The sequence below is a fragment of the Streptomyces sp. CB02400 genome, assembly GCF_001905725.1.
GTDB lineage: Bacteria > Actinomycetota > Actinomycetes > Streptomycetales > Streptomycetaceae > Streptomyces > Streptomyces atrovirens.
The window spans coordinates 70980-89361 of the sequence record NZ_LIWB01000010.1 but is presented as its reverse complement, the minus strand read 5'-3'; the positions used below and the strand labels follow the sequence as shown (position 1 = coordinate 89361).

Annotated in this window: 18 protein-coding genes; 7 read left to right on the top strand and 11 right to left on the bottom strand. The window is 73.6% G+C overall.

The features are described from left to right. Positions 1 to 48: 48 nt before the first annotated feature. Entirely contained in the window at positions 49 to 612 is a 564-nt protein-coding gene (locus AMK33_RS23595) for a PadR family transcriptional regulator (protein WP_073934934.1), read from the top strand. A 4-nt stretch (positions 613 to 616) separates the two neighbouring features. Beyond that, positions 617 to 1375 carry a class I SAM-dependent methyltransferase gene (locus AMK33_RS23590; RefSeq protein ID WP_073934933.1) on the top strand — a complete coding sequence of 253 codons (759 nt, stop codon included), beginning with the start codon at positions 617 to 619 and terminating at the stop codon, positions 1373 to 1375. Here AMK33_RS23590 and AMK33_RS23585 read toward each other — a convergent pair. From AMK33_RS23585 to AMK33_RS23565, 5 genes are all read right to left on the bottom strand, one after another. Further along, complete coding sequence (locus tag AMK33_RS23585; protein ID WP_073934932.1) at positions 1345 to 2088, bottom strand: GntR family transcriptional regulator; 744 nt, start codon at positions 2086 to 2088, stop codon at positions 1345 to 1347. The genes AMK33_RS23590 and AMK33_RS23585 overlap by 31 nt on opposite strands. Before the next feature lie 121 nt (positions 2089 to 2209). Then, a complete protein-coding gene (locus AMK33_RS23580; RefSeq protein ID WP_073934931.1) occupies positions 2210 to 3178 on the bottom strand; it encodes an acetylxylan esterase in 969 nt (322 codons plus the stop codon). Between the two features lie 146 nt (positions 3179 to 3324). Next, positions 3325 to 3906: an Rv1733c family protein gene (locus AMK33_RS23575; RefSeq protein WP_073934930.1), complete on the bottom strand. Its 582-nt coding sequence runs from the start codon at positions 3904 to 3906 to the stop codon at positions 3325 to 3327. 163 nt (positions 3907 to 4069) lie between these two features. Further along, the gene (locus AMK33_RS23570; RefSeq protein ID WP_073934929.1) at positions 4070 to 4855 is read right to left on the bottom strand and encodes a ferredoxin reductase; all 786 of its coding nucleotides are present in this window, start codon (positions 4853 to 4855) and stop codon (positions 4070 to 4072) included. A gap of 13 nt (positions 4856 to 4868) precedes the next feature. After that, complete coding sequence (locus AMK33_RS23565; protein ID WP_073934928.1) at positions 4869 to 5474, bottom strand: sulfite oxidase-like oxidoreductase; 606 nt, start codon at positions 5472 to 5474, stop codon at positions 4869 to 4871. A gap of 783 nt (positions 5475 to 6257) precedes the next feature. Between AMK33_RS23565 and AMK33_RS23560 the strand changes: the two genes are divergently transcribed. Next, positions 6258 to 7067, top strand: a complete 810-nt coding sequence (locus AMK33_RS23560) for a putative protein N(5)-glutamine methyltransferase (protein ID WP_073934927.1) — start codon at positions 6258 to 6260, stop codon at positions 7065 to 7067. A gap of 6 nt (positions 7068 to 7073) precedes the next feature. On the opposite strand, the gene AMK33_RS23555 is transcribed toward AMK33_RS23560, so the two are convergent. Beyond that, positions 7074 to 9158 carry a SpoIIE family protein phosphatase gene (locus tag AMK33_RS23555; RefSeq protein ID WP_073934926.1) on the bottom strand — a complete coding sequence of 695 codons (2085 nt, stop codon included), beginning with the start codon at positions 9156 to 9158 and terminating at the stop codon, positions 7074 to 7076. Positions 9159 to 9401: 243 nt separating this feature from the next. On the opposite strand from AMK33_RS23555, the gene AMK33_RS23550 reads away from it, so the two are divergent. The 3 genes from AMK33_RS23550 (at position 9402) to AMK33_RS23540 (ending at position 12498) form a co-directional block, all read left to right on the top strand. Continuing rightward, the gene (locus tag AMK33_RS23550; protein WP_073934925.1) at positions 9402 to 9773 is read left to right on the top strand and encodes a hypothetical protein; all 372 of its coding nucleotides are present in this window, start codon (positions 9402 to 9404) and stop codon (positions 9771 to 9773) included. 102 nt (positions 9774 to 9875) lie between these two features. Then, complete coding sequence (locus AMK33_RS23545) at positions 9876 to 11891, top strand: NADPH-dependent 2,4-dienoyl-CoA reductase (protein ID WP_073934924.1); 2016 nt, start codon at positions 9876 to 9878, stop codon at positions 11889 to 11891. Positions 11892 to 11922: 31 nt separating this feature from the next. After that, on the top strand, positions 11923 to 12498 hold the full coding sequence (locus AMK33_RS23540) for a PadR family transcriptional regulator (RefSeq protein ID WP_073934923.1): 576 nt from the start codon (positions 11923 to 11925) through the stop codon (positions 12496 to 12498). A 287-nt stretch (positions 12499 to 12785) separates the two neighbouring features. Here the strand turns inward: AMK33_RS23540 and AMK33_RS23535 are convergent, their stop codons facing one another. Then, positions 12786 to 13316, bottom strand: a complete 531-nt coding sequence (locus tag AMK33_RS23535; RefSeq protein ID WP_073934922.1) for a hypothetical protein — start codon at positions 13314 to 13316, stop codon at positions 12786 to 12788. Between the two features lie 168 nt (positions 13317 to 13484). Beyond that, positions 13485 to 14486, bottom strand: a complete 1002-nt coding sequence (locus AMK33_RS23530) for a fibronectin type III domain-containing protein (RefSeq protein WP_073934921.1) — start codon at positions 14484 to 14486, stop codon at positions 13485 to 13487. A 391-nt stretch (positions 14487 to 14877) separates the two neighbouring features. Between AMK33_RS23530 and AMK33_RS23525 the strand changes: the two genes are divergently transcribed. Continuing rightward, on the top strand, positions 14878 to 15699 hold the full coding sequence (locus AMK33_RS23525) for a glycoside hydrolase family 75 protein (protein WP_235618181.1): 822 nt from the start codon (positions 14878 to 14880) through the stop codon (positions 15697 to 15699). A 24-nt stretch (positions 15700 to 15723) separates the two neighbouring features. Here AMK33_RS23525 and AMK33_RS23520 read toward each other — a convergent pair whose 3' ends face one another. The 3 genes from AMK33_RS23520 to dhaK are packed head-to-tail and all read right to left on the bottom strand — an operon-like array spanning position 15724 to position 17754. Continuing rightward, positions 15724 to 16134 carry a PTS fructose transporter subunit IIA gene (locus AMK33_RS23520; RefSeq protein WP_073934920.1) on the bottom strand — a complete coding sequence of 137 codons (411 nt, stop codon included), beginning with the start codon at positions 16132 to 16134 and terminating at the stop codon, positions 15724 to 15726. After that, complete coding sequence (gene dhaL, locus AMK33_RS23515; RefSeq protein ID WP_073934919.1) at positions 16127 to 16726, bottom strand: dihydroxyacetone kinase subunit DhaL; 600 nt, start codon at positions 16724 to 16726, stop codon at positions 16127 to 16129. Before dhaL ends, AMK33_RS23520 begins: the two co-directional genes overlap by 8 nt. Before the next feature lie 35 nt (positions 16727 to 16761). Then, the gene (gene dhaK / locus AMK33_RS23510) at positions 16762 to 17754 is read right to left on the bottom strand and encodes a dihydroxyacetone kinase subunit DhaK (protein WP_073934918.1); all 993 of its coding nucleotides are present in this window, start codon (positions 17752 to 17754) and stop codon (positions 16762 to 16764) included. Between the last annotated feature and the right edge of the window lie 628 nt (positions 17755 to 18382).

Genomic DNA, 18382 nt, shown 5'->3' with positions numbered 1-18382 from the left:
GTTGAATAGGTGCGGATGACAATAATCACTCGCTGCTAACGTGTCCACATGTCCCTCAAGTACGCCGTCCTGGCCGCCCTCCTGGAGGGCGAGGCCTCGGGCTACGAGCTGTCCAAGATCTTCGACGTCTCGTTCGCCAACTTCTGGGCCTGCACACCCCAGCAGCTCTACCGGGAACTCGAGCGGCTGGCGGGGGACGGGCTCGTCGAGGCCCGGGTGGTACGGCAGGAACGGCGTCCGGACAAGCGGATGTTCACCCTCACCGAGTCCGGCCGCGACGACCTGCGCGCCTTCGCCGCCGAGCCGCCCCGGCGGCCCACCGCCATCCGCGACGAACTCCTGATCAAGATCCAGGCCATGGACGGCACGGACCCCGGGGCCACGGCCGCGCTGCTCGAGGAGCGGATGGCGTGGGCGCGCGGCAAACTCGCCCGCTACGCGCGCGTGCGCGAACGCCTGCTGGACGGCCGCTCCGAGGAGCAGTACCTGAGCGAGGCCGAACGGGTCGGACCGTACCTCACCCTGCTGGGCGGAATCGCCTTCGAGGAGGAGAATCTGCGCTGGTGCGAGCGGGTGCTGACCGTGGTGCGCGGCCGTGCTCCCCTAGGCTGACCGGATGTTCAGCCCCGAAGGCCCCCGGCTGCGCGAACTCGCCGTCCAGGCGCTGTCGTCCGTGGAACGCGGCTACGACCTCCTCGCGCCGAAGTTCGACCACACCCCCTTCCGCACGCCCGACTCGGTGCTCGACGCCACCACGGAGGCACTGCGGCGGGCCGGGCCCTTCGACGCCGGGCTCGATCTGTGCTGCGGCACCGGTGCGGGCGTCGACGTACTGCGGCAGGTGTGCCGGGGGAGCGTCACCGGCGTGGACTTCAGCGCCGGCATGCTGACCGTCGCGCGGGAGCGCGTCCGGCCGCCGGGGCCGCCGGCCGGCTGGGTGCGGGCGGACGCGCGGGCGCTGCCGTTCGGCCCGGTCTTCGACCTCGTGGTCAGCTTCGGCGCGTTCGGCCACTTCCTGCCGCGTGAACTGCCGGGGCTGTTCGCCCAGGTCCACTCGGTGCTCCGGCCGGGCGGACGCTTCGTCTTCCCCGTGGTCGCGCCGCCCCGGCCGGGCTCGCTCACGTACGGGATGCTGCTGGGGTTCGACGCCGTGATGCGGGTGCGCAACGCCGTGTGGCGCCCGCCGTTCGTCATGTACTACCGCGCCTTCCGTTTCGGTGCCGTGCGGCGCGAGCTCACCCGGGCCGGGTTCCGGGTGGAGTCGTGGGCCCTGCCCGAGTTCGGACGGCGCCGGAACGGCGGCCCGCAGGTCCGGCTGATCGTCGCCGGACGCCCCGGACCCGGTCAGACCGCCGCCGGGACCGTGAACTCGTAGACCAGGGCGTCCTCCTGGGCGTCCATGACGAGTTCGGTGATCTCCAGCGGGCGGGCGTACTGGTCGTGCACCCGCCGGGTGACCCGGACCGACGGCGTCCCCGCGACCGGCGTGATCGTGTCGCGGTGATGCAGGGTCAGGCCCGCCCGGCGCATCCAGTCGTAGGCCCGCCGCAGCTCCGCCGCACCGGTGCCGCCGGCCCGGTCGCGGTAGCGGCCCAGCTCCTCGACCTCCGCGAGCGCCACGGCGGAAAACGATGTCACCGCCGCCCGCAACTCCCGCCCGTCGGCCGACGCCGACCAGTAGCGGTGCACCAGCGTCGGCCGGGCCGGGGCCACTCCCAGGGCCTCGGCGTGCCCGGGTGGCGGGGCCTCCCAGGTCACGGTGGCCCTGGTCATCGCGCCCCGCTCGGCGCACCACGCGCCGAGCGGGAAACCGGACGACGCCGGCGTCTCCACCGGCAGGCCGGGCAGCGTGGCATGGCTGCCCCGCCGGTCGGTGGCGACCAGTCCGTCACGGCGCAGCACCTGCAGCGCCTGCCGTACGGTCTCCCTGCTGACCTCGAAGTGTTCGGCCAACTGCCGCTCGCCGGGGAGGCGTTCGCCGGGCGGAATCGTTCCGTCCCGCAGTTCGCCGAGCAACTCCGTGGCGATCCTCCGATAGAGGGGCTCACCTTCGGTGGGAGAGTGGTCGTGCGGGGTGGTGCGGGCCATGCCGCGCCTCCTGTTGATGACGTTCCGTAGCCGCTCGGGCTCGTTGCGCCACCACATCTACCATTGGTCTACACCACCAGGGAAGAGTGGTCCGGCAGTTCGGCCGGAACCGTACGGTCCCTCAGATGTACGAGCGCATCCAGCGCAGCTTGGCCGCCTCCTGGAACGCGCCGCCGCCCTCGTGGTCGTTGAAGTCGTACACCTCGATCGCCTTGTCGTCGTGCGCCCAGGCGTTGAAGGCCCCGAACACCGTCGAGGGCGGGCAGGTCTGGTCCTCCAGGGCCGCCGAGAACAGGGCGGGCGCGCTGCCGCGGGCGGCGAAGTGCACGCCGTCGAAGTAGGACAGCGTGCGCAGGACGTCCTCGAAGCGGCCGCGGTGCGTCTTGAGGTAGGAGCCGATCTCCCGGTACGGCTGCCGGTCGGTGAGCGTCGTCGCGCGCGGGAAGTCGCAGAGGAACGGCACGTCCGGCGCGATGCCGGCCAGGTCCGGGACCAGTCCGCCCACCGCGATGGTGATGCCCCCGCCCTGGCTGCCGCCCACGGCGACCGTGCGGCCCGCGTCGGTCAGCGGGTGCGACCGCGCCGCCTCCACCGCCCGTACGGCGTCCGTGAACACCCGGCGGTAGTAGTAGTTCTCGGGGGCGTCGATGCCGCGCGTCATGAAACCGGGGTACGCCGGAGCGCCGCCCACCGGGTCCGCCGTACCGCCGCCGGCGCCCCAGGCGCTGCCCTGGCCCCGGGTGTCCATCACGAAGTGGGCCCGGCCCGTGGACGCCCACAGCAGGTGCTCGTGCGGCAGCCCGCGGCCACCGCCGTAGCCGATGAACTCCACCACCAGCGGCAGCGGGGCGTCGGCGTCGGCGGGCAGCACCAGCCAGCCCTTGACGGGGTGACCGCCGAACCCGGCGAACGTCACGTCGAAGACGCGCACCGTCGACAGTCCCGTGTCGACCGGCTCGAAACGGGCGTCCAGATCGTGCTCGCGCGCCTCGTCGAGCGTCTTGGACCAGAACGCGTCGAAATCCTCGGGCGCGGTGGACGCGCTGCGGTACTCGCGCAGTTCGTCGAGGGGGAGGTCGAACAGGGCCATCAGGGACCGCCTTCGTGAAGAGACAGTGCGAAGCGATGACACCGTACGTGGATCACCGGCGCCATCGCCAGAGGCTTTGGGGAAAGTCCCAGGTGGCGGGCATGGAAAGCGATTGCTTTCGGGGGTGGCGGAAGGTGATCGTCCGCTCAGACGCCGCGGTGCGTCCACTCCGGTCCGGTGCGGGCCCAGTCCCGTTCCCACTCCGCCAGCCTGCGGCGCATCGTCGCCCCGCGCACCGCCCGGTGCGCGAGCAGCACCACGGCCGCGGTGCCTCCCGCGGCGCCGGCCCCCATGCCGATGCCGTACTGCCACACCGAGGCGTCGTCGACCGGCGGCGGCACATCGCGCCCCTGGGAGTCGAACCACACGTGCACCACGTCGCCGGGGCGCGCGTTCGCCGGGACGCGGGCGACGGCGGTGCGCGGCCCCTCACCCGGCTCCGTCCAGCGCACGTCCGCGCGGAACACATGTCGTCCGCCCGTCTGGGCGGAGGACCGCACCTGTGTGGACCGCTCCACGACCTCGGCGCGCACGCGGTGGCGGTCGGCGCGCTGCTCTTCGGCGGTCGCCCGTGCCTCACCGTGTGCCCACCAGGCGGTGACCGCCCCCACCAGTGGTGCCACCACACACAGCAGCACGGCGACGGCCAGCACCGTCCACTCCTCGACGACGTCCGAGCGGCGGCACAGCGGACTGCGCCGGCGCCGGCACAGCACCCGCGTTCGCATCTCGGACCTCCCTGCCGTCACCGAGGCCGGGGCATGGACGGCCGTACGCGACGGCGGCCCCCGGCGGCTCCCTCCGCGGCGCGCGGCACCCACGGAACAGCCCCGGCCGGGTGCCCGGCCGGGGCCGCGCGAAACGGCGGGCGCCCCGACGGGGACGTCCCGGTCAGCCGAAGCGCTCGATACGGATCCGCTCCACGGGCTGGCCGGCCGCAACGAGCAGCCTGGAGGCGTGCTCGGCAAAGGAGTTGGAGCCGCACACATAGGCCTCCCACCCGCTGGGAGGCTGCTTGGCCAGGAACGGCGCCACATGTGCGGCCGCCATACGTCCCACGGGCACACCATCCGGGGCGCTGCGCGTGAACACCCGGGTCGTCTCCGCGCCGAACTCCCGCGCGTAGATCAGCTCCTCGGGGCTGCGGGCCGACACCACCAGGCGCAGCGGCAGTCTCATGTCCCGGGACCGGTGGTACCGCACCATCGACATCAGCGGGACCACTCCGGAGCCGGCGCCCACCAGCAGCGCGGGCCGGTCGCCCGGCCAGGCGAAGAAGCCGCTGAGCGGGCCGCGCACCTCGACCCGGTCACCGGGGCGGGCCACCGTGTGGAACCAGCCCGAGACCTCGCCGCCCTCGACCCGGTCCAGGGTCAGCTCGAGGTGCCCGGAGTCGTCCGGCGCCGACGCGATCGAGTAGTGGCGCTGGGCCACGTAGCCGTCCTCGGCGGTCAGCCGCAGCAGCAGGTGCTGACCGGGCACATGCCCCGGCCAGCCGGGCACGGCGAACCGGAAGGTCGTCGCCCGCGGGGTCTCGCGGCGGATCTCCGTCAGGGTCGCCGTCCGCCACACGGACGCGGTCAGCTCGTTCACGCCGATCCGCCCGGGCACCGCGAACCGCGTCGGCGGGGCGAAGCGCTCCGGCGCGGCCGGCGATGTCGGTGTCACGGGTGTCATCGGTGTCGTCCGCTCAGTCACCGGAGTACCGCTGCTCCTCCCAGGGATTGCCGCGCGCGTGGTAGCCGTTGCCCTCCCAGAAGCCCGGCTCGTCGTGGTCGAGGAGCCGCAGCCCCGCGATCCACTTGGCGCTCTTCCAGAAGTACAGGTGCGGCACGATCAGCCGCGCCGGGCCGCCGTGCTCGGCGGGCAGCGGCCGGCCGTCGTACTCCCAGGCGATCCAGGCCCGGCCGCCGGTCACATCCGCGAGCGGCAGGCTGGTGGTGTAGCCGGTGTGCGCATACGCGACCACATGTGTCGCCGACCCATGGGGCCGGACCATATGGAGAAACGCGTCCAGCGAGACGCCGCCGAACCGCACCCCGAACTTCGACCAGCTCGTCACACAGTGGATGGCCCCCTCGTACGCCGAGGCCGGCAGCGCGTGCGCCTGCTCCCAGTCCCAGGTGCGGGGCTCCGCCACCAGCCCGTCGATCCGGAAGGTCCAGTCGGCGGGCGCCAGGTCGGGCGTGACCTCGGCGGACAGGACGGGCCATTCGTCGCCCGCGTCGTACTGACCCGGCGGCAGTCCGGGATTGTGCACGCGAGGGCGGCCGGTGAAGCCTCGGGTGATGTTCACGTGATCGGCGATTCCGTTGCGACTGGTGCTCAAGTGTTTTTCGTGTTCAACCGTACGCGGTGTCCGCGACCGATGCGGTGCCAGGCCGGTCACGGCCCCGTGGGCCGGTCCGCGCGGCGCTCCTCGGGGGCCGCGCGGCGCTTTCCGGGGAACGCGCGGCGGCTCCCGGTCACCCGGGCCGGGATGCGCCGGCCGTCCTCCGCCGGCCGCGCCGCCCGCGGCCGGGCGGCCCTCCGGGTCCGGGCGCCGCCCGGCCGGGCCGGACCGCTCCGGCGCGGTCATCCGGCGGCTCACCGCCGGCCTCGCCCGGCGCGTAGGGGGCTGCCGGGTCGGTGGCCCGGCGGCAGCCGCTCGTCTCCGGCTGCCCGAGCGGCGTGTACGACACCGGCGACGGCTCGGGGCGCGTACGCGCGGCCGACGCGCGGGCGCCGAGACGGGCGCCGCATCCTCAACGCCCTCAGCGCGTACACCCGGCCGACGCGCGGGCACGGCGGACGAGGGCCGTCTTCTCGCGACGGCCGGTCTCCACGGCCCCGGCCGCCTCCACCCGCGCACACCGCCCCCGCGCTCCCGGATCCCGAACACGCCGTACGACAGCGGTGATCGTCGGGTAGTGTGGCCGTCCGGCTGCGGACCGCCCCAGCCGGGGGACGCCGAGGAGGTGAGACCCATTACCGCTGTGTCAGGTCGGGTGCTCTCACCTCGAAGCGACGCGGACCACCGGCAGTAGGTGACCGCGAGAGCGCCCTTCGGCTCCCGAAAGGCTCAAGGCTCTTGCCGCACATGCCGTCTCCGTCATCCTCTCCCTCCGCCGTCCCGCCGTCTCCGTCCCGGGACGCCGTCGTGGCCGCGCTCCGCGCCGCCGGCTGCGTCTTCGCCGAGGACGAGGCCGAGTTGATCCTCGCCGCCGCGCCCACCCCCCAGGACATCGCCCCGATGGTCGAGCGCCGGGCAGCCGGACTGCCCCTCGAACTCGTCGTCGGCTGGGCCGAGTTCCACGGCCGGCGCATCACCGTGGAACCCGGTGTCTTCGTGCCCCGCCGCCGCACCGAGTTCCTCGTCGGACAGGCACTCGCCCAGGCGCCGGACGCGTCCGTCGTCGTGGACCTGTGCTGCGGCTCCGGCGCCGTCGGCGCGGCCCTGGCCGCCGGACTCGGCGCGGTCGAGCTGCACGCCGCCGACATCGACCCGGTCGCCGTGCGCTGCGCCCGCCGCAACGTCGCCGGACTCGGCGGGCAGGTCCACACCGGCGACCTGTTCGCGGCGCTCCCCGGCGAGCTGCGGGGCCGCGTCGGCATCCTCGCGGCCAACGTGCCGTACGTGCCCAGTGACGAGATCGGCCTGCTGCCCCCGGAGGCCCGCGACCACGAGCCGCTGGTCGCGCTTGACGGCGGCGCGGACGGCCTCGACGTGCTGCGCAGGGTCGCCGCCGGGGCGCCCGGCTGGCTCGCGCCGGGCGGCTGCCTCCTGGTGGAGACCAGCAGCCGCCAGGCCCCCGCCGCCGTCGACGCCTTCACCACCGCCGGCCTACGGACCCGCCTGGCCGTCTCCGACGAGTGGTACGCCCATGTCGTGATCGGTGTGAAGCCGTAGGACCGTTCAGGAGCCCGGTGTCGTCGCGCGGGCGATGAGGAGGGCCACGTCGTCGAAGTTGTCGGGTTCGTGCAGGGTGCGCAGGAGGAGGTCGCAGACCTCCTCCAGGGAGTGGCCGGGGTGGTCCAGCAGGGCCAGCAGCCGGTCCAGGCGTTCGTCCAGCGGATGCCGGCGCGTCTCGACGAGGCCGTCGGTGTAGAGCACCAGCCGGTCGCCCGGTTCCAGCTCCACGGTGGTCGTGGAGAAGGGGACCCCGCCCACCCCCAGCGGCACGCCGGTGGGCAGGTCGAGCAGTTCGGGGGCGTGGCCGGCCCGCACCCGGGCCGGCGGCAGATGCCCGGCGTTGGCGATCGTGCACCGCCGCTCGCGGGGATCGTGGACCACGTAGACACAGGTGGCGATCGCCTGGTCCAGGCCGCTGGTGATCCGGTCCAGGTGCTCCAGGAGGACGGCCGGATCGAGGTCGAGGGAGGCGAGGGTGTGGGTGGCCGTGCGCAGCCGCCCCATGGTGGCCGCCGCGGGGATGCCGCTGCCCATCACGTCCCCCACGACGAGGGCCGTCTTGTCGTCCTCCAGCGGGATCACGTCGAACCAGTCGCCGCCGACCTCGCTGGTGGCGCCCGCCGGCTGGTAGCGGGAGGCGACCTCGAGGCCGCCCGTCACGGGCGGATGGCTCGGCAGCAGGCTGCGCTGCAGGGTGAGGGCGGTGTCGCGGGCGTTCTGGTACCAGCGGGCGTTGTCGATCTGCACGGCCGCGCGGGAGGCCAGCTCCCGCGCGAGCAGCAGATCGTCCTCGTCGAACGGGAGGGGGTTGCGCATGCGGGTGAGGTCGAGGGCGCCCAGCACCTCCCCGCGCGCGATCAGCGGCACGGCCAGATACGAGTGGACCCCCGCCCGTGCCAGCAGCGCGGCCGCCTCCGGGGAGCGGGCGATCCGCGCCAGGTCCTCGTCCTTGGTCCGCGGCACCATCACCGGCAGCCCGGTGCGCACGCACTCGGTGATCAGCCGGTCCGGCGCGTACCGGGTCACCCGGCCCGGCGGGTCGGCCGCCGTCAGCACCTCGGACGCCGCGTCCACCCCGCGCACCGCCAGCGCCCGGATCACCGCCGGCTCGGCGGGGCCGAGGGTGCTGCGACGGCCCCGTACCACCGCGTCCAGCAGATCCACCGCCGCCGCGTCGGCCAGCTCCGGCACGGCCACGTCGGCCAGCTCACCGGCCGTACGCTCCAGGTCCAGGGTGGTGCCGATCCGCGCGGTGGCGTCGGCGATCACGGCGAGCCGCCGTCGCGCGGTCTCGGCCTCGGCGTTCGCCCTGTACTGCTCGGTGACGTCCACCACCGACACGGCCACGCCCAGCACCGTGCCGAGCGCGTTCTCCAGGCGGTACAGCGAGACCGACCAGGCGTGGTCCTCGTCCGGATCGGCCGGGGTGCGGCCGGTCGTGGGCCGGTCGACGACCGGCCGGCCGGTGTCCAGGACCCGGCGCGCGGCGGCCTCGAGCGCCTCGGCGTCCACCAGCGGCAGCACCTCGCGGACCGTGCGGCCCAGATGCCCCTCGGCCGGGATGCCGTTGATCTGCTCCAGCGCCGGATTCACCGAGACGTAGCGCAGACCGGTGTCCAGCACGGCCAGTCCGATGGGGGACTGGGCGACGATCCGGGTCGACAGGGCCACGTCCTGTTCCAGTCGGCGCACGGTCGACTGGTCCACCGCCAGACCGAGGGCGTACACGTTCCCCCGGGCGTCCAGCAGCCGCATGTTGCGGAACTCCACCAACCGGGTGTCGCCGTCCTTGCGGCGGATCGGGAAGGCCCCGGCCCAGCTCCGTCCGGTGCGCATGACGTCGGCGAAGAGTTTCACCACGAGGTCCAGGTGCTGCTCGTGCACCATGATCCGGGCGGCGTACTGGCCCAGCGCCTCCCGCGCGCCGTACCCGAACAGCTCCTCGGCCTGGGGGCTCCACAGCACGATCCGCCCCTCGGCGTCCAGGACCACCGAGGCCACCCGCAGCACATCGAGCAGCCCGCTGGGACGCACCGGCCCGCGCACCGGCCCGTCGCCGTCGGCCGGGGGTGACCCCGCTGCACTCATCGCACGCCCCGCCTTCACCGATTCCCACGGCACGTCGTCACCGTGCCGACACCCCTTGTTCTACCGCGCGCGGGGCTGATTTTCCGCCGCTCCTGCCGTCCGGTTCCAGCTTCTCCCACCATCGGGGCGGGCGCCCGCGAAGCCGTCACCGCGGCAGCGGCGCGCGGGTAGTGCTCTTCGCCGGGTGGTGCTTTGCTGAGTGAGGGGGCGGGGGACGCGTGGGCCACGAGAGGAGCGATCACGATGGGCAGCGAGCGACCGCACCCGGAGTCCGTCTCGGTCGAGATCAGCGGATGCAGCAAGGACGACGCCCGGATCGTGTTCGACACGCTGTGCGCGTGCTTCACGTCCGACCGGTGCTCCGACGACGTACCGGAGGAGTTCTCCGAGACCCGCCCGACGGTCTGGCTCGGCACCTTCGACGTCGCCGACGCCCGCGAGGGCGCTCGGCCCGAGGCCAGGCTGGCCTCGTCGGTCGACGCCGACGTGCACGGCGGCTACTGGGCGATCGACCGGTTCCGTACGACCCTGGGCTCCCTGTTCACGGTGCACGACCTGAGCACGGTCCCCGGTGACCAGGAGGAGGAGCTGCACGTACGTCTCGAAAGCCGGTGACGCTCCCGGCCCCGTGTGCCCTCCGTCTCTTATGCAACTAGTTGCATAAAGCGGTGCGCGTGCCTTACAACTACAGGCACGACACCGCGCACGGAGGGCCCGATGAGCCGTTACCCCCACCTGCTGACCCCCCTCGACCTGGGCTTCACCACCCTGCCCAACCGGGTCCTCATGGGCTCCATGCACGTGGGCCTGGAGGAGGCCGAGGGCGGCTTCTCCCGCATGGCCGAGTTCTACGCCGCCCGCGCCCGCGGCGGGGTCGGCCTCATCGTCACCGGCGGCATCGCCCCCAACGACGAGGGACGGCCCTACGAGGGCGGCGCGAAGCTCACCACCGAGGCCGAGGCGCAGCAGCACCGGACCGTCACCGACGCCGTGCACCGCGAGGGCGGGCGCATCGCGATGCAGATCCTGCACTTCGGCCGGTACGCCTACCACCGGGACCTGGTCGCCCCCAGCCCCGTGCAGGCGCCGATCAGCCCCTTCCCGCCCCGCGAGCTGACCGACGCCGAGGTCGAGCGCACCGTCGACGACTACGCCCGCGCCGCCCGCCTCGCCCGGCGGGCCGGCTACGACGGCGTCGAGATCATGGGCTCCGAGGGCTACCTGATCAACGAGTTCATCGCTACACAGACCAACCACCGCACCGACCGCTGGGGCGGCTCGTACGAGAACCGCATGCGCTTCCCCGTCGAGGTCGTCCGCCGGGTGCGCGAGGCGGTCGGCGAGGACTTCATCGTCATCTACCGGCTCTCCATGCTCGACCTGGTGCCCGGCGGCTCCACCCTGGACGAGGTGGTCACCCTGGCCAAGGCGGTCGAGGAGGCCGGCGCCACGATCATCAACACCGGCATCGGCTGGCACGAGGCCCGCATCCCCACCATCGCCACCTCCGTGCCGCGCGGCGCGTACACCTGGGTGACCAAGCGCCTGATGGGCGAGGTGTCGGTCCCGCTGGTCACCACCAACCGCATCAACACCCCCGAACTCGCTGAGCAGTTGCTCGCCGAGGGCTGCGCGGACATGGTGTCGATGGCCCGCCCGATGCTCGCCGACCCCGACTTCGTCGCCAAGGCCGCGGACGGCCGGCCCGAGGCGATCAACACCTGCATCGGCTGCAACCAGGCCTGCCTGGACCACACCTTCAGCGGGCAGATCACCTCCTGTCTGGTCAACCCGCGCGCCTGTCACGAGACCGAGCTGGTCCTCTCCCCGACCCGCCGCCGCAAGCGCGTCGCCGTCGTCGGCGCGGGACCGGCCGGCCTGGCCTGCGCGGTGAGCGCCGCCGAACGCGGCCACCACGTCACCCTGTTCGACGCCGCGAGCGAGATCGGCGGCCAGCTCAACGTGGCCCGCAAGGTCCCCGGCAAGCAGGAGTTCGACGAGACCCTGCGCTACTTCCGCACCCGCCTCGCCGAACTGGCCGTCGACGTACGCCTCGACACGCGCGTCACCGCCGACGTCGTGGCCGGCCACGACGAGGTCGTCGTCGCCACCGGCGTCACCCCGCGCGTCCCCGACATCCCCGGCGCCGACCACAGAAGCGTCCTCGGCTACCTCGACGTCCTGCGCGACGGCGCCCCCGTCGGCGACCGGGTCGCGATCCTCGGCGCGGGCGGCATCGGCTTCGACGTCGCCGAGTTCCTCACCGACGGCGGCGACAAGGCGCACGAGAACCCCGAGACGTACTTCCGTCAGTGGGGCGTCGACCTCGACTACCGCGCCCCCGGCGGCCTCGCCGCACCCGAGCGCCCCGCCCCGCCGCGCACCGTCCACCTGCTGCAGCGCAAGACGTCCAAGGTCGGCGCCGGTCTCGGCAAGACCACCGGCTGGATCCACCGCACCGAACTCAAGCACCGCGGCGTCACCATGGTCCCGGGCGTGCGCTACGACCGGATCGACGACGCCGGACTGCACGTCACCGTCGACGGCGAGAGCACCGTCCTGGAGGTCGACACCGTCGTCCTGTGCACCGGCCAGGAGCCGCGCCGCGACCTGTACGAGGAACTGGTCGCCGCCGGACGCGCCGTCCACCTGATCGGCGGCGCCGACGTGGCCGCCGAACTGGACGCCAAGCGCGCCATCAAGCAGGGCACCGAGCTGGCGGCGGCGCTGTAGGCCGGGCGCGGCCCGTCCCTAGGATGAGCCCATGTCACTCCCGCACGCGATCCTCACCGCCCTGCTCGAGAAGCCGTCGTCGGGGCTGGAGCTGACCCGCCGGTTCGACCGGTCGATCGGCTACTTCTGGTCCGCGACGCACCAACAGATCTATCGCGAGCTGGGGAAACTGGAGGCCGAGGGCCTGATCCGGGCCCTCCCCTCCGAGCAGCCGGCCCGGGGGCAGAAGAAGGCGTACGAGGTCCTGCCGGCGGGGCGCGCGGAACTGGCCCGCTGGACCTCCGCGTCCCAGGATCCCAAGCCGCACCGCGACGCGATGCTGCTGCGGCTGAGGGCGGCGGCCGTGGTCGGCACCGCGGGCCTGGCGGCCGACCTGCGGCGCCACCGGGAGCTGCACGAACGCCAGTTGGCGGAGTACCGGGAGATCGAGCAGCGCGACTTCCCGCCCGGCAAGGACGGACCGGAGGACCGGCTGCGCCATCTGGTGCTGCGGGCCGGCATCGACCTGGAGACCTTCTGGACCCAGTGGCTCGACCACGCGCTGGCGGAGTTCGCCCTGCTGCCGGACACCGGCGGACCCGAGAGCCAGGGCGTACGGGAGGCGTGACACCGCGACGGGTCGACGCCGGCCGCCCGCCCGGAGCGCGTCGGACGTGACGGCGGCCGGCGCCGGGTCCAGGGGGTGTCGTTCGGATCCTGCCGGGGTCGCGGGGTCTGGCACCGCGCCTCGCCGCGTTGTCGTCGGTCGCCAGGGCTCCGCCCTGGCGCCCTCCTCCGCCTTGCGATGCTCCCCCACTGCCTGAAGGGTGTGGGAGGCACCCCCACCGCCAGACCCCGCTCGGCCCAGCCGCAAGGCACCCCTCACCGGAGCCGGCCTGATCCGAACGACACCCCTTAGAAGTGGCGCGGAGTGCTGCGGCGGCGCAGGTACCAGGCCGTGGCGGCGATCCCCGTGCCGACCAGTGCGCCGCCCGCCACCAGAGTGACCGTGCCGTAGTCCGTCGAACCGCCGCCGACGCCGCCCATCACCCCGCGGGACGGCGAGGCCGTGGGCGAGACCGAGGGACTGGGAGCCGTGGAGACGACGACGGACTGCGTGCCCGCGGTGCTGCCGTTCGAGCACACCACGACCACCGTGTACGTGCCCGGACTGACATTCGACCAGGCGGCGGACTGTCCCGAACTGCTCCCCGACAGCGCCACCTGACGGCCTTGCGAGAAGCTCGTCTGGCCGCTGCTGAGCAGCGAGGCGGTGCCCCAGTGGCCGTTGATCTGGGTGCACGAACTGGTGCTCACCGAGACCGTCGACCCGGTGGTGCTGACGGAGATCCCGGCCGCGGCGGCCGGCCCGGCCAGGGTCAGCGCGAGCGCGGCGGCGACAGCCGCGGTCGGACCGGAGCGGAGCAGTGGCTTCGAGTTGCGCATGTGGACCGCTTTCCGGCGGCACGGCCGGCGGTACATCCCTTGCGCCGCCGAGGTCGGGGAGCGCCCGTGCTGCCACGAGGCAAGCCAACGGGCACCCGGACCGGCCCGCACTCCGGCGGCATCCGGGCAGGTGACGGCTTCCTCCGGGCGGCCGACCCCGGGGCCGGGTCAGCGCCCGGCGCCCGTCGTGACCGTGCGCTCCGCCGAGAAGCCGCCCCAGGTACCGTCCGGCAGCATCGCCCGGATCCGCACCCGGTGGGCGACCCCGGCCTCCCGGCCGGCGTAGAAGCGGTACGTCGCCCGGTCGCGCGGTGCGTCACCGCCGTAGACGAGCGAGGTGGCGACCCGGCCGTCCAGGCGCACCTCGTACTCGGTGACCACCCCGTCGACGCGCGGCGGCACCCAGTGGAGGACGATGTGGTACGCGCCGTCGGACCGTTCACTGGTGGCCCGGAAACCGGTGGGAGCGCCGGTCCGGCCGTCCGCGCTGCCCGCGGTGGTGAGGCGGACGGTGGCGCCGGCCGGGGAGAGGTTGTCGGCCGCGTCCCTGGCCCGGACCGTGAAGGAGTAGCGGGTGCCCGGCCGCAGCCCCGTCACCACGGCGGCCGTCTGGTTCCCGCCCACACTGTGGATCTTCGTTCCGCCCTGGTAGATGTTGTACGACACCACACCCCGGTCGTCCTTCGAGGCGGACCACGACAACTGGACCGCCCGGCTGCCGGCGGCCCGGCCGCGAAGCTCCGCCGGACGGGTGGGAGCGGTGTCGTCGGCCGTGGTCGCCCCGGGTGTCGTCGCCCGGACCTCCTGGCTGCGCGGCCCGAGCCGTCCGTCCGCGTCCCGGGCCCGTACCGTGAACACATAGGTGGTCGCGGGCCGGAGCCTGGTGACGTCCACCATGTGCTCGGCACCGGGCACTTCTTTCACCTTTGTGGTGCCCCGATATACCTCGTACTGGCTCACCTCGGCGTCGGCGGCGGCGACCGCGTTCCACATGACGTGCACACTGGTGGCGCTGCCCGCCTCGGCCGTGACACCGGTCGGCGCTCCGGGCGGCCGTTCACCAGCGCCGGGGTCGTCCGAGCCTCCCCAGCGGCAGGAGGTGAGCAGCAGGAGAGCCCCGCCGAGCGCGAGAAGGCGACGCGGGGACAAGGCTGGGGGAACACCACGCACGACTCTGCCTCCCGGGACGGCACACGGGACCGCTCGGACAATGGTCCGTACCAATATGGCTGGGGTGACGCGATCACATCAAGAGGGCGGGGGCGGGGGAGCGCTCGCACGCGTTACGTATGCTGAAGTCCGAACGGGCCGAACCACCCCTTGAGGCAGGGGAGTTCGGGTCCGTGGCGCGGACCGCTGTCGTCGCAGATCCCGCGCCGGCGCGGGTGGCCTGACGGCCCGGGTCGACCCGGGCCCGAGCCCCGGCCCCTTGTCGTGGTCGCTGGTGCGATCGTGCTCCGTCCGGCCCTGTCGGGGCTGTCACGCCGCCATATCGGGACGAAATGGTGCAAAGGTGCCCGTGAGTGTGCGTCCGTGACCCCGACGAGAGGCCCCCTTGATCGTGTCCCGTGTCCAGTCGCTCACCCTGGCCATGGCCGGTGTCGCCCTGCTGGCCCCCTCGGCTCCCCCCGCCACCGCGCCCCAGCCCCGCCCCGAACCGGCCGCACGGCGCACGGCCCCTGCCCCCGCCACCACCGCGCCGGCCGAGGCACGCTCCGAACCGGCCGTGCGGCGCACGGCCCCGGCCCCCACGCCGGCCGAGGCACGTGCCGACGAACCGCCCGCACGGCGCACGGCCCCCGTCTCCGCCGCCGACCTGCTGGCCAAGGTACGCACCTGCGCCCCCGTCTCCCGCGGCCGCTACCGCGAGGACCACGGCGCCAAGGCCACCGTCCCGGTGTGCGGCACCCGCGACGCCGTGTTCTGGAAGGCCGACATGGACATCGACTGCGACGGCCGCCCCGGTCTCCGCTGCAACGCCCGTACCGACCCGTACTTCTCCTCCTCCACGGCCTTCGCCCAGTCCGACGGCCGTCCGCTGAGCTCCGAGGAGACCCCCTACGTGGTGGTGCCCGCGCCCAGCGCCGTGTGGAACCACCGGTCCCACGGCGTGCGCGGCGGATCGGTCGTGGCGGTGGTGTACCGCGACCGCGTGCGGTACGGGGTCGTCGGCGACACCGGCCCCGCCGACATCATCGGCGAGGCGTCCTACGCCATGGCCGAGTCGCTCGGCATCGACCCCGACCCGCACAGCGGCGGCACACCCTCCGGCGTCACCTACATCGTGTTCAAGGACAGCCGGGTGACCCCCATCGAGGACCACCAGGCCGCGGTGACGGCAGGAGAACGGCTGGCCCGGCGGTTCGTGGACGCGGACGAGTGAACCGGCCGGGCGCCGCCGCCCTCCTCACACCTTCCGGTACGTGTACGCCTCCACGGCCGCCGCCTCCACCGCCGCCAGGTCCGCCCCCGTGGCGGCCGTGACCACCGCGGCCACCGCGCCCTCCACGAACGGCGCGTCCACCAGCCTGGTGCGCTCGGGGAGTTCGTCACCCTCGGCGAGCAGCGCCTTCACGGTGAGCACCGCGCTGCCCAGGTCGGTCAGCACGGCCACCCCCGCCCCGCGGTCGACGGACGCGGCCGCCGCGGCGATCAACTCGGCGCTCGTGCCCAGCCCGCCGCCCTCGGTGCCGCCCGCCGGCGCCACGGGAACCGCCCCGCCGACGCCCGCCAGGCCCTGTGCCAGCTCCGCCACCGACGCGGCCACCGCCGCGCTGTGCGACACCAGCACGATCCCCACCAGCTTCCCGTCACTCACCGCCGGCCTCCACGAGCCCGGCGATCAGCAGCGCCGCCGACGTGGCCCCCGGATCCTGGTGCCCGATACTGCGCTCGCCCAGATAACTGGCCCTGCCCTTGCGCGCCCGCAACGGCGTCGTCGCCACGGCACCCTCCTCGGCGGCGTCGCGCGCGGCGGCGAAGGAGTCACCGAGGGCGTCCACCGCGGGCACCAGCGCGTCGATCATCGTCTTGTCGCCCGGTGCGGCACCACCGAGCTGCCGCACCGCGTCCACCCCGGCGCGCAGCGCCTCGGCCAGTTGCCGGCCGTCCACCTCGGCGGCGTCCCCGAGCGCCTTGCCGGTGCGGCGCAGCAGCGTCCCGTACAGCGGACCGGACGCACCGCCCACCGTCGAGATGAGCAGCCGCCCGGCCTGGGTCAGCACCGCTCCGGGCGTGGTGGGCGGCTCCTTGTCCAGCGCGTCCTTCACCGCCCGGAACCCGCGCTGCAGGTTGCTGCCGTGATCGGCGTCCCCGATCGGCGAGTCGAGCGCGGTGAGCCGCTCCGCCTCGCGGTCCACGGACGTGGCGGTGGCCGTCATCCAACGGCGGAAGAAGTCGGCGTCGAGCACGGGAACTCCTTGTGTGGTCATGGTCCCAGCGTCCCTCACACGCCCCAGCGCAGTCCCGGAGTCCGCACCGGCGCGTCCCACAGCCGCAGCAGCTCCTCGTCGATCTGGCACAGGGTGACCGAGGCGCCCGCCATGTCGAGGGAGGTGACGTAGTTGCCGACCAGGACACGGGCCACGGGGACCCCGCGTTCGCCGAGCACCCGCTGCACCTCGGCGTTGAAGCCGTACAGCTCCAGCAGCGGGGTGGCGCCCATGCCGTTGACCAGGACCAGGACGGGGTTGCGCGGAGTGAGGTCCTCCAGGATCGCGTCGAGGGCGACCTCGGCGATCTCACCGGACGTCATCATCGGCCGCCGCTCCCGGCCCGGCTCGCCGTGGATGCCGATGCCCAGCTCCAGCTCACCGCCGGGAAGATCGAAGGTGGGGCTGCCCTTGGCCGGCGTGGTGCAGGCGCTCAGTGCCACCCCGAAACTGCGGGAGTTCTCGTTCACCTGCCGGGCGACGGCCTCCACCCGCTCCAGCGGCTGCCCCTCGTCGGCCGCCGCGCCCGCGATCTTCTCCACGAACAGGGTCGCGCCCGTGCCCCGCCGGCCGGCCGTGTACAGGCTGTCGGTCACCGCCACGTCATCGTCGACCAGCACCTTCGCGACCTGGATGCCCTCGTCCTCGGCCAGCTCGGCGGCCATGTCGAAGTTGAGCACGTCACCGGTGTAGTTCTTCACGACGAACAGCACCCCGGCCCCGCTGTCCACGGCCGCCGCGGCCCGCACCATCTGGTCGGGCACCGGGGAGGTGAACACCTCACCGGGACAGGCCGCCGACAGCATCCCCGGCCCCACGAACCCGCCGTGCAGCGGCTCGTGCCCCGACCCCCCGCCGGACACCAGGCCCACTTTCCCGGCCACGGGCGCGTCCTTGCGTACGATCACCCGGTTCTCCACGTCCACCGCCAGCTCGGGATGGGCCGCCGCCATCCCCCGCAACGCGTCCGCGACCACGGTCTCCGGGACATTGATGAGCATCTTCATGGGTACCTCCTGGGAAGCCTGACTGGCCAGTCGATGACCTGCGTCTTTGCTGGTCAGGGTGGGTGGAAGCGGTTTTCTGTTTTGACGGTCCGTGACGGCCCGGAGCGGGTTCCGGCGGTACTGATGCCGACTTCGGTGACGGTTCGCCGGGCCGTCGGACGGTCGGGTGCGGATCGGTCGGGATGCCGCTGTCGGCAGTATCGGCCTTGCGGCAGCGAAGGTCACGCCCGAGAACGGCACGGGCGCGCCCAGGTCCCGGAACCGGCTGTGCCGGATGTCGGCGTCCTGCGGGCCTTGATCGTCAGGTCGCTGGTCCAGCGGGTCGAACCTGGGCGATTGGCCAAGCATGCCCGTGGGCCGACGCGCGGAGGAGAACCTCGACCGGCACCAAGTCGAGCAGACCGGTCGACGATCACGATCGCAGCGCGTGCCCGACGGGGCCGGACGGGCACGGCCTTGTTGCCGGTCGTCAGGAGCGTCCACCGCCGAGGCCGCCCCCTGCGGCACCGACCCGCCCGGACGAGCATCCTGACCCGCTCCGCCGGGGCCGCGTTTCGTTCCTGCCGGGCGTGATGACGCCTGGCGGCAGACCCTGGCCGACGCCGGCGCGAGCCGTGGGCGCACGTGT

What these genes read in the sequence shown, in the direction of transcription:
- AMK33_RS23560 (WP_073934927.1), top strand. Translation starts at nt 6,258, where the DNA reads ATGCCGTCTCCGTCATCCTCTCCCTCCGCCGTCCCGCCGTCTCCGTCC.
- AMK33_RS23535 (WP_073934922.1), bottom strand. Translation starts at nt 13,316, where the DNA reads ATGCGCAACTCGAAGCCACTGCTCCGCTCCGGTCCGACCGCGGCTGTC.
- AMK33_RS23585 (WP_073934932.1), bottom strand. Translation starts at nt 2,088, where the DNA reads ATGGCCCGCACCACCCCGCACGACCACTCTCCCACCGAAGGTGAGCCC.
- AMK33_RS23575 (WP_073934930.1), bottom strand. Translation starts at nt 3,906, where the DNA reads ATGCGAACGCGGGTGCTGTGCCGGCGCCGGCGCAGTCCGCTGTGCCGC.
- AMK33_RS23550 (WP_073934925.1), top strand. Translation starts at nt 9,402, where the DNA reads ATGGGCAGCGAGCGACCGCACCCGGAGTCCGTCTCGGTCGAGATCAGC.
- AMK33_RS23570 (WP_073934929.1), bottom strand. Translation starts at nt 4,855, where the DNA reads ATGACACCCGTGACACCGACATCGCCGGCCGCGCCGGAGCGCTTCGCC.
- AMK33_RS23580 (WP_073934931.1), bottom strand. Translation starts at nt 3,178, where the DNA reads ATGGCCCTGTTCGACCTCCCCCTCGACGAACTGCGCGAGTACCGCAGC.
- AMK33_RS23595 (WP_073934934.1), top strand. Translation starts at nt 49, where the DNA reads ATGTCCCTCAAGTACGCCGTCCTGGCCGCCCTCCTGGAGGGCGAGGCC.
- AMK33_RS23540 (WP_073934923.1), top strand. Translation starts at nt 11,923, where the DNA reads ATGTCACTCCCGCACGCGATCCTCACCGCCCTGCTCGAGAAGCCGTCG.
- dhaK (WP_073934918.1), bottom strand. Translation starts at nt 17,754, where the DNA reads ATGAAGATGCTCATCAATGTCCCGGAGACCGTGGTCGCGGACGCGTTG.
- AMK33_RS23545 (WP_073934924.1), top strand. Translation starts at nt 9,876, where the DNA reads ATGAGCCGTTACCCCCACCTGCTGACCCCCCTCGACCTGGGCTTCACC.
- AMK33_RS23590 (WP_073934933.1), top strand. Translation starts at nt 617, where the DNA reads ATGTTCAGCCCCGAAGGCCCCCGGCTGCGCGAACTCGCCGTCCAGGCG.
- AMK33_RS23555 (WP_073934926.1), bottom strand. Translation starts at nt 9,158, where the DNA reads ATGAGTGCAGCGGGGTCACCCCCGGCCGACGGCGACGGGCCGGTGCGC.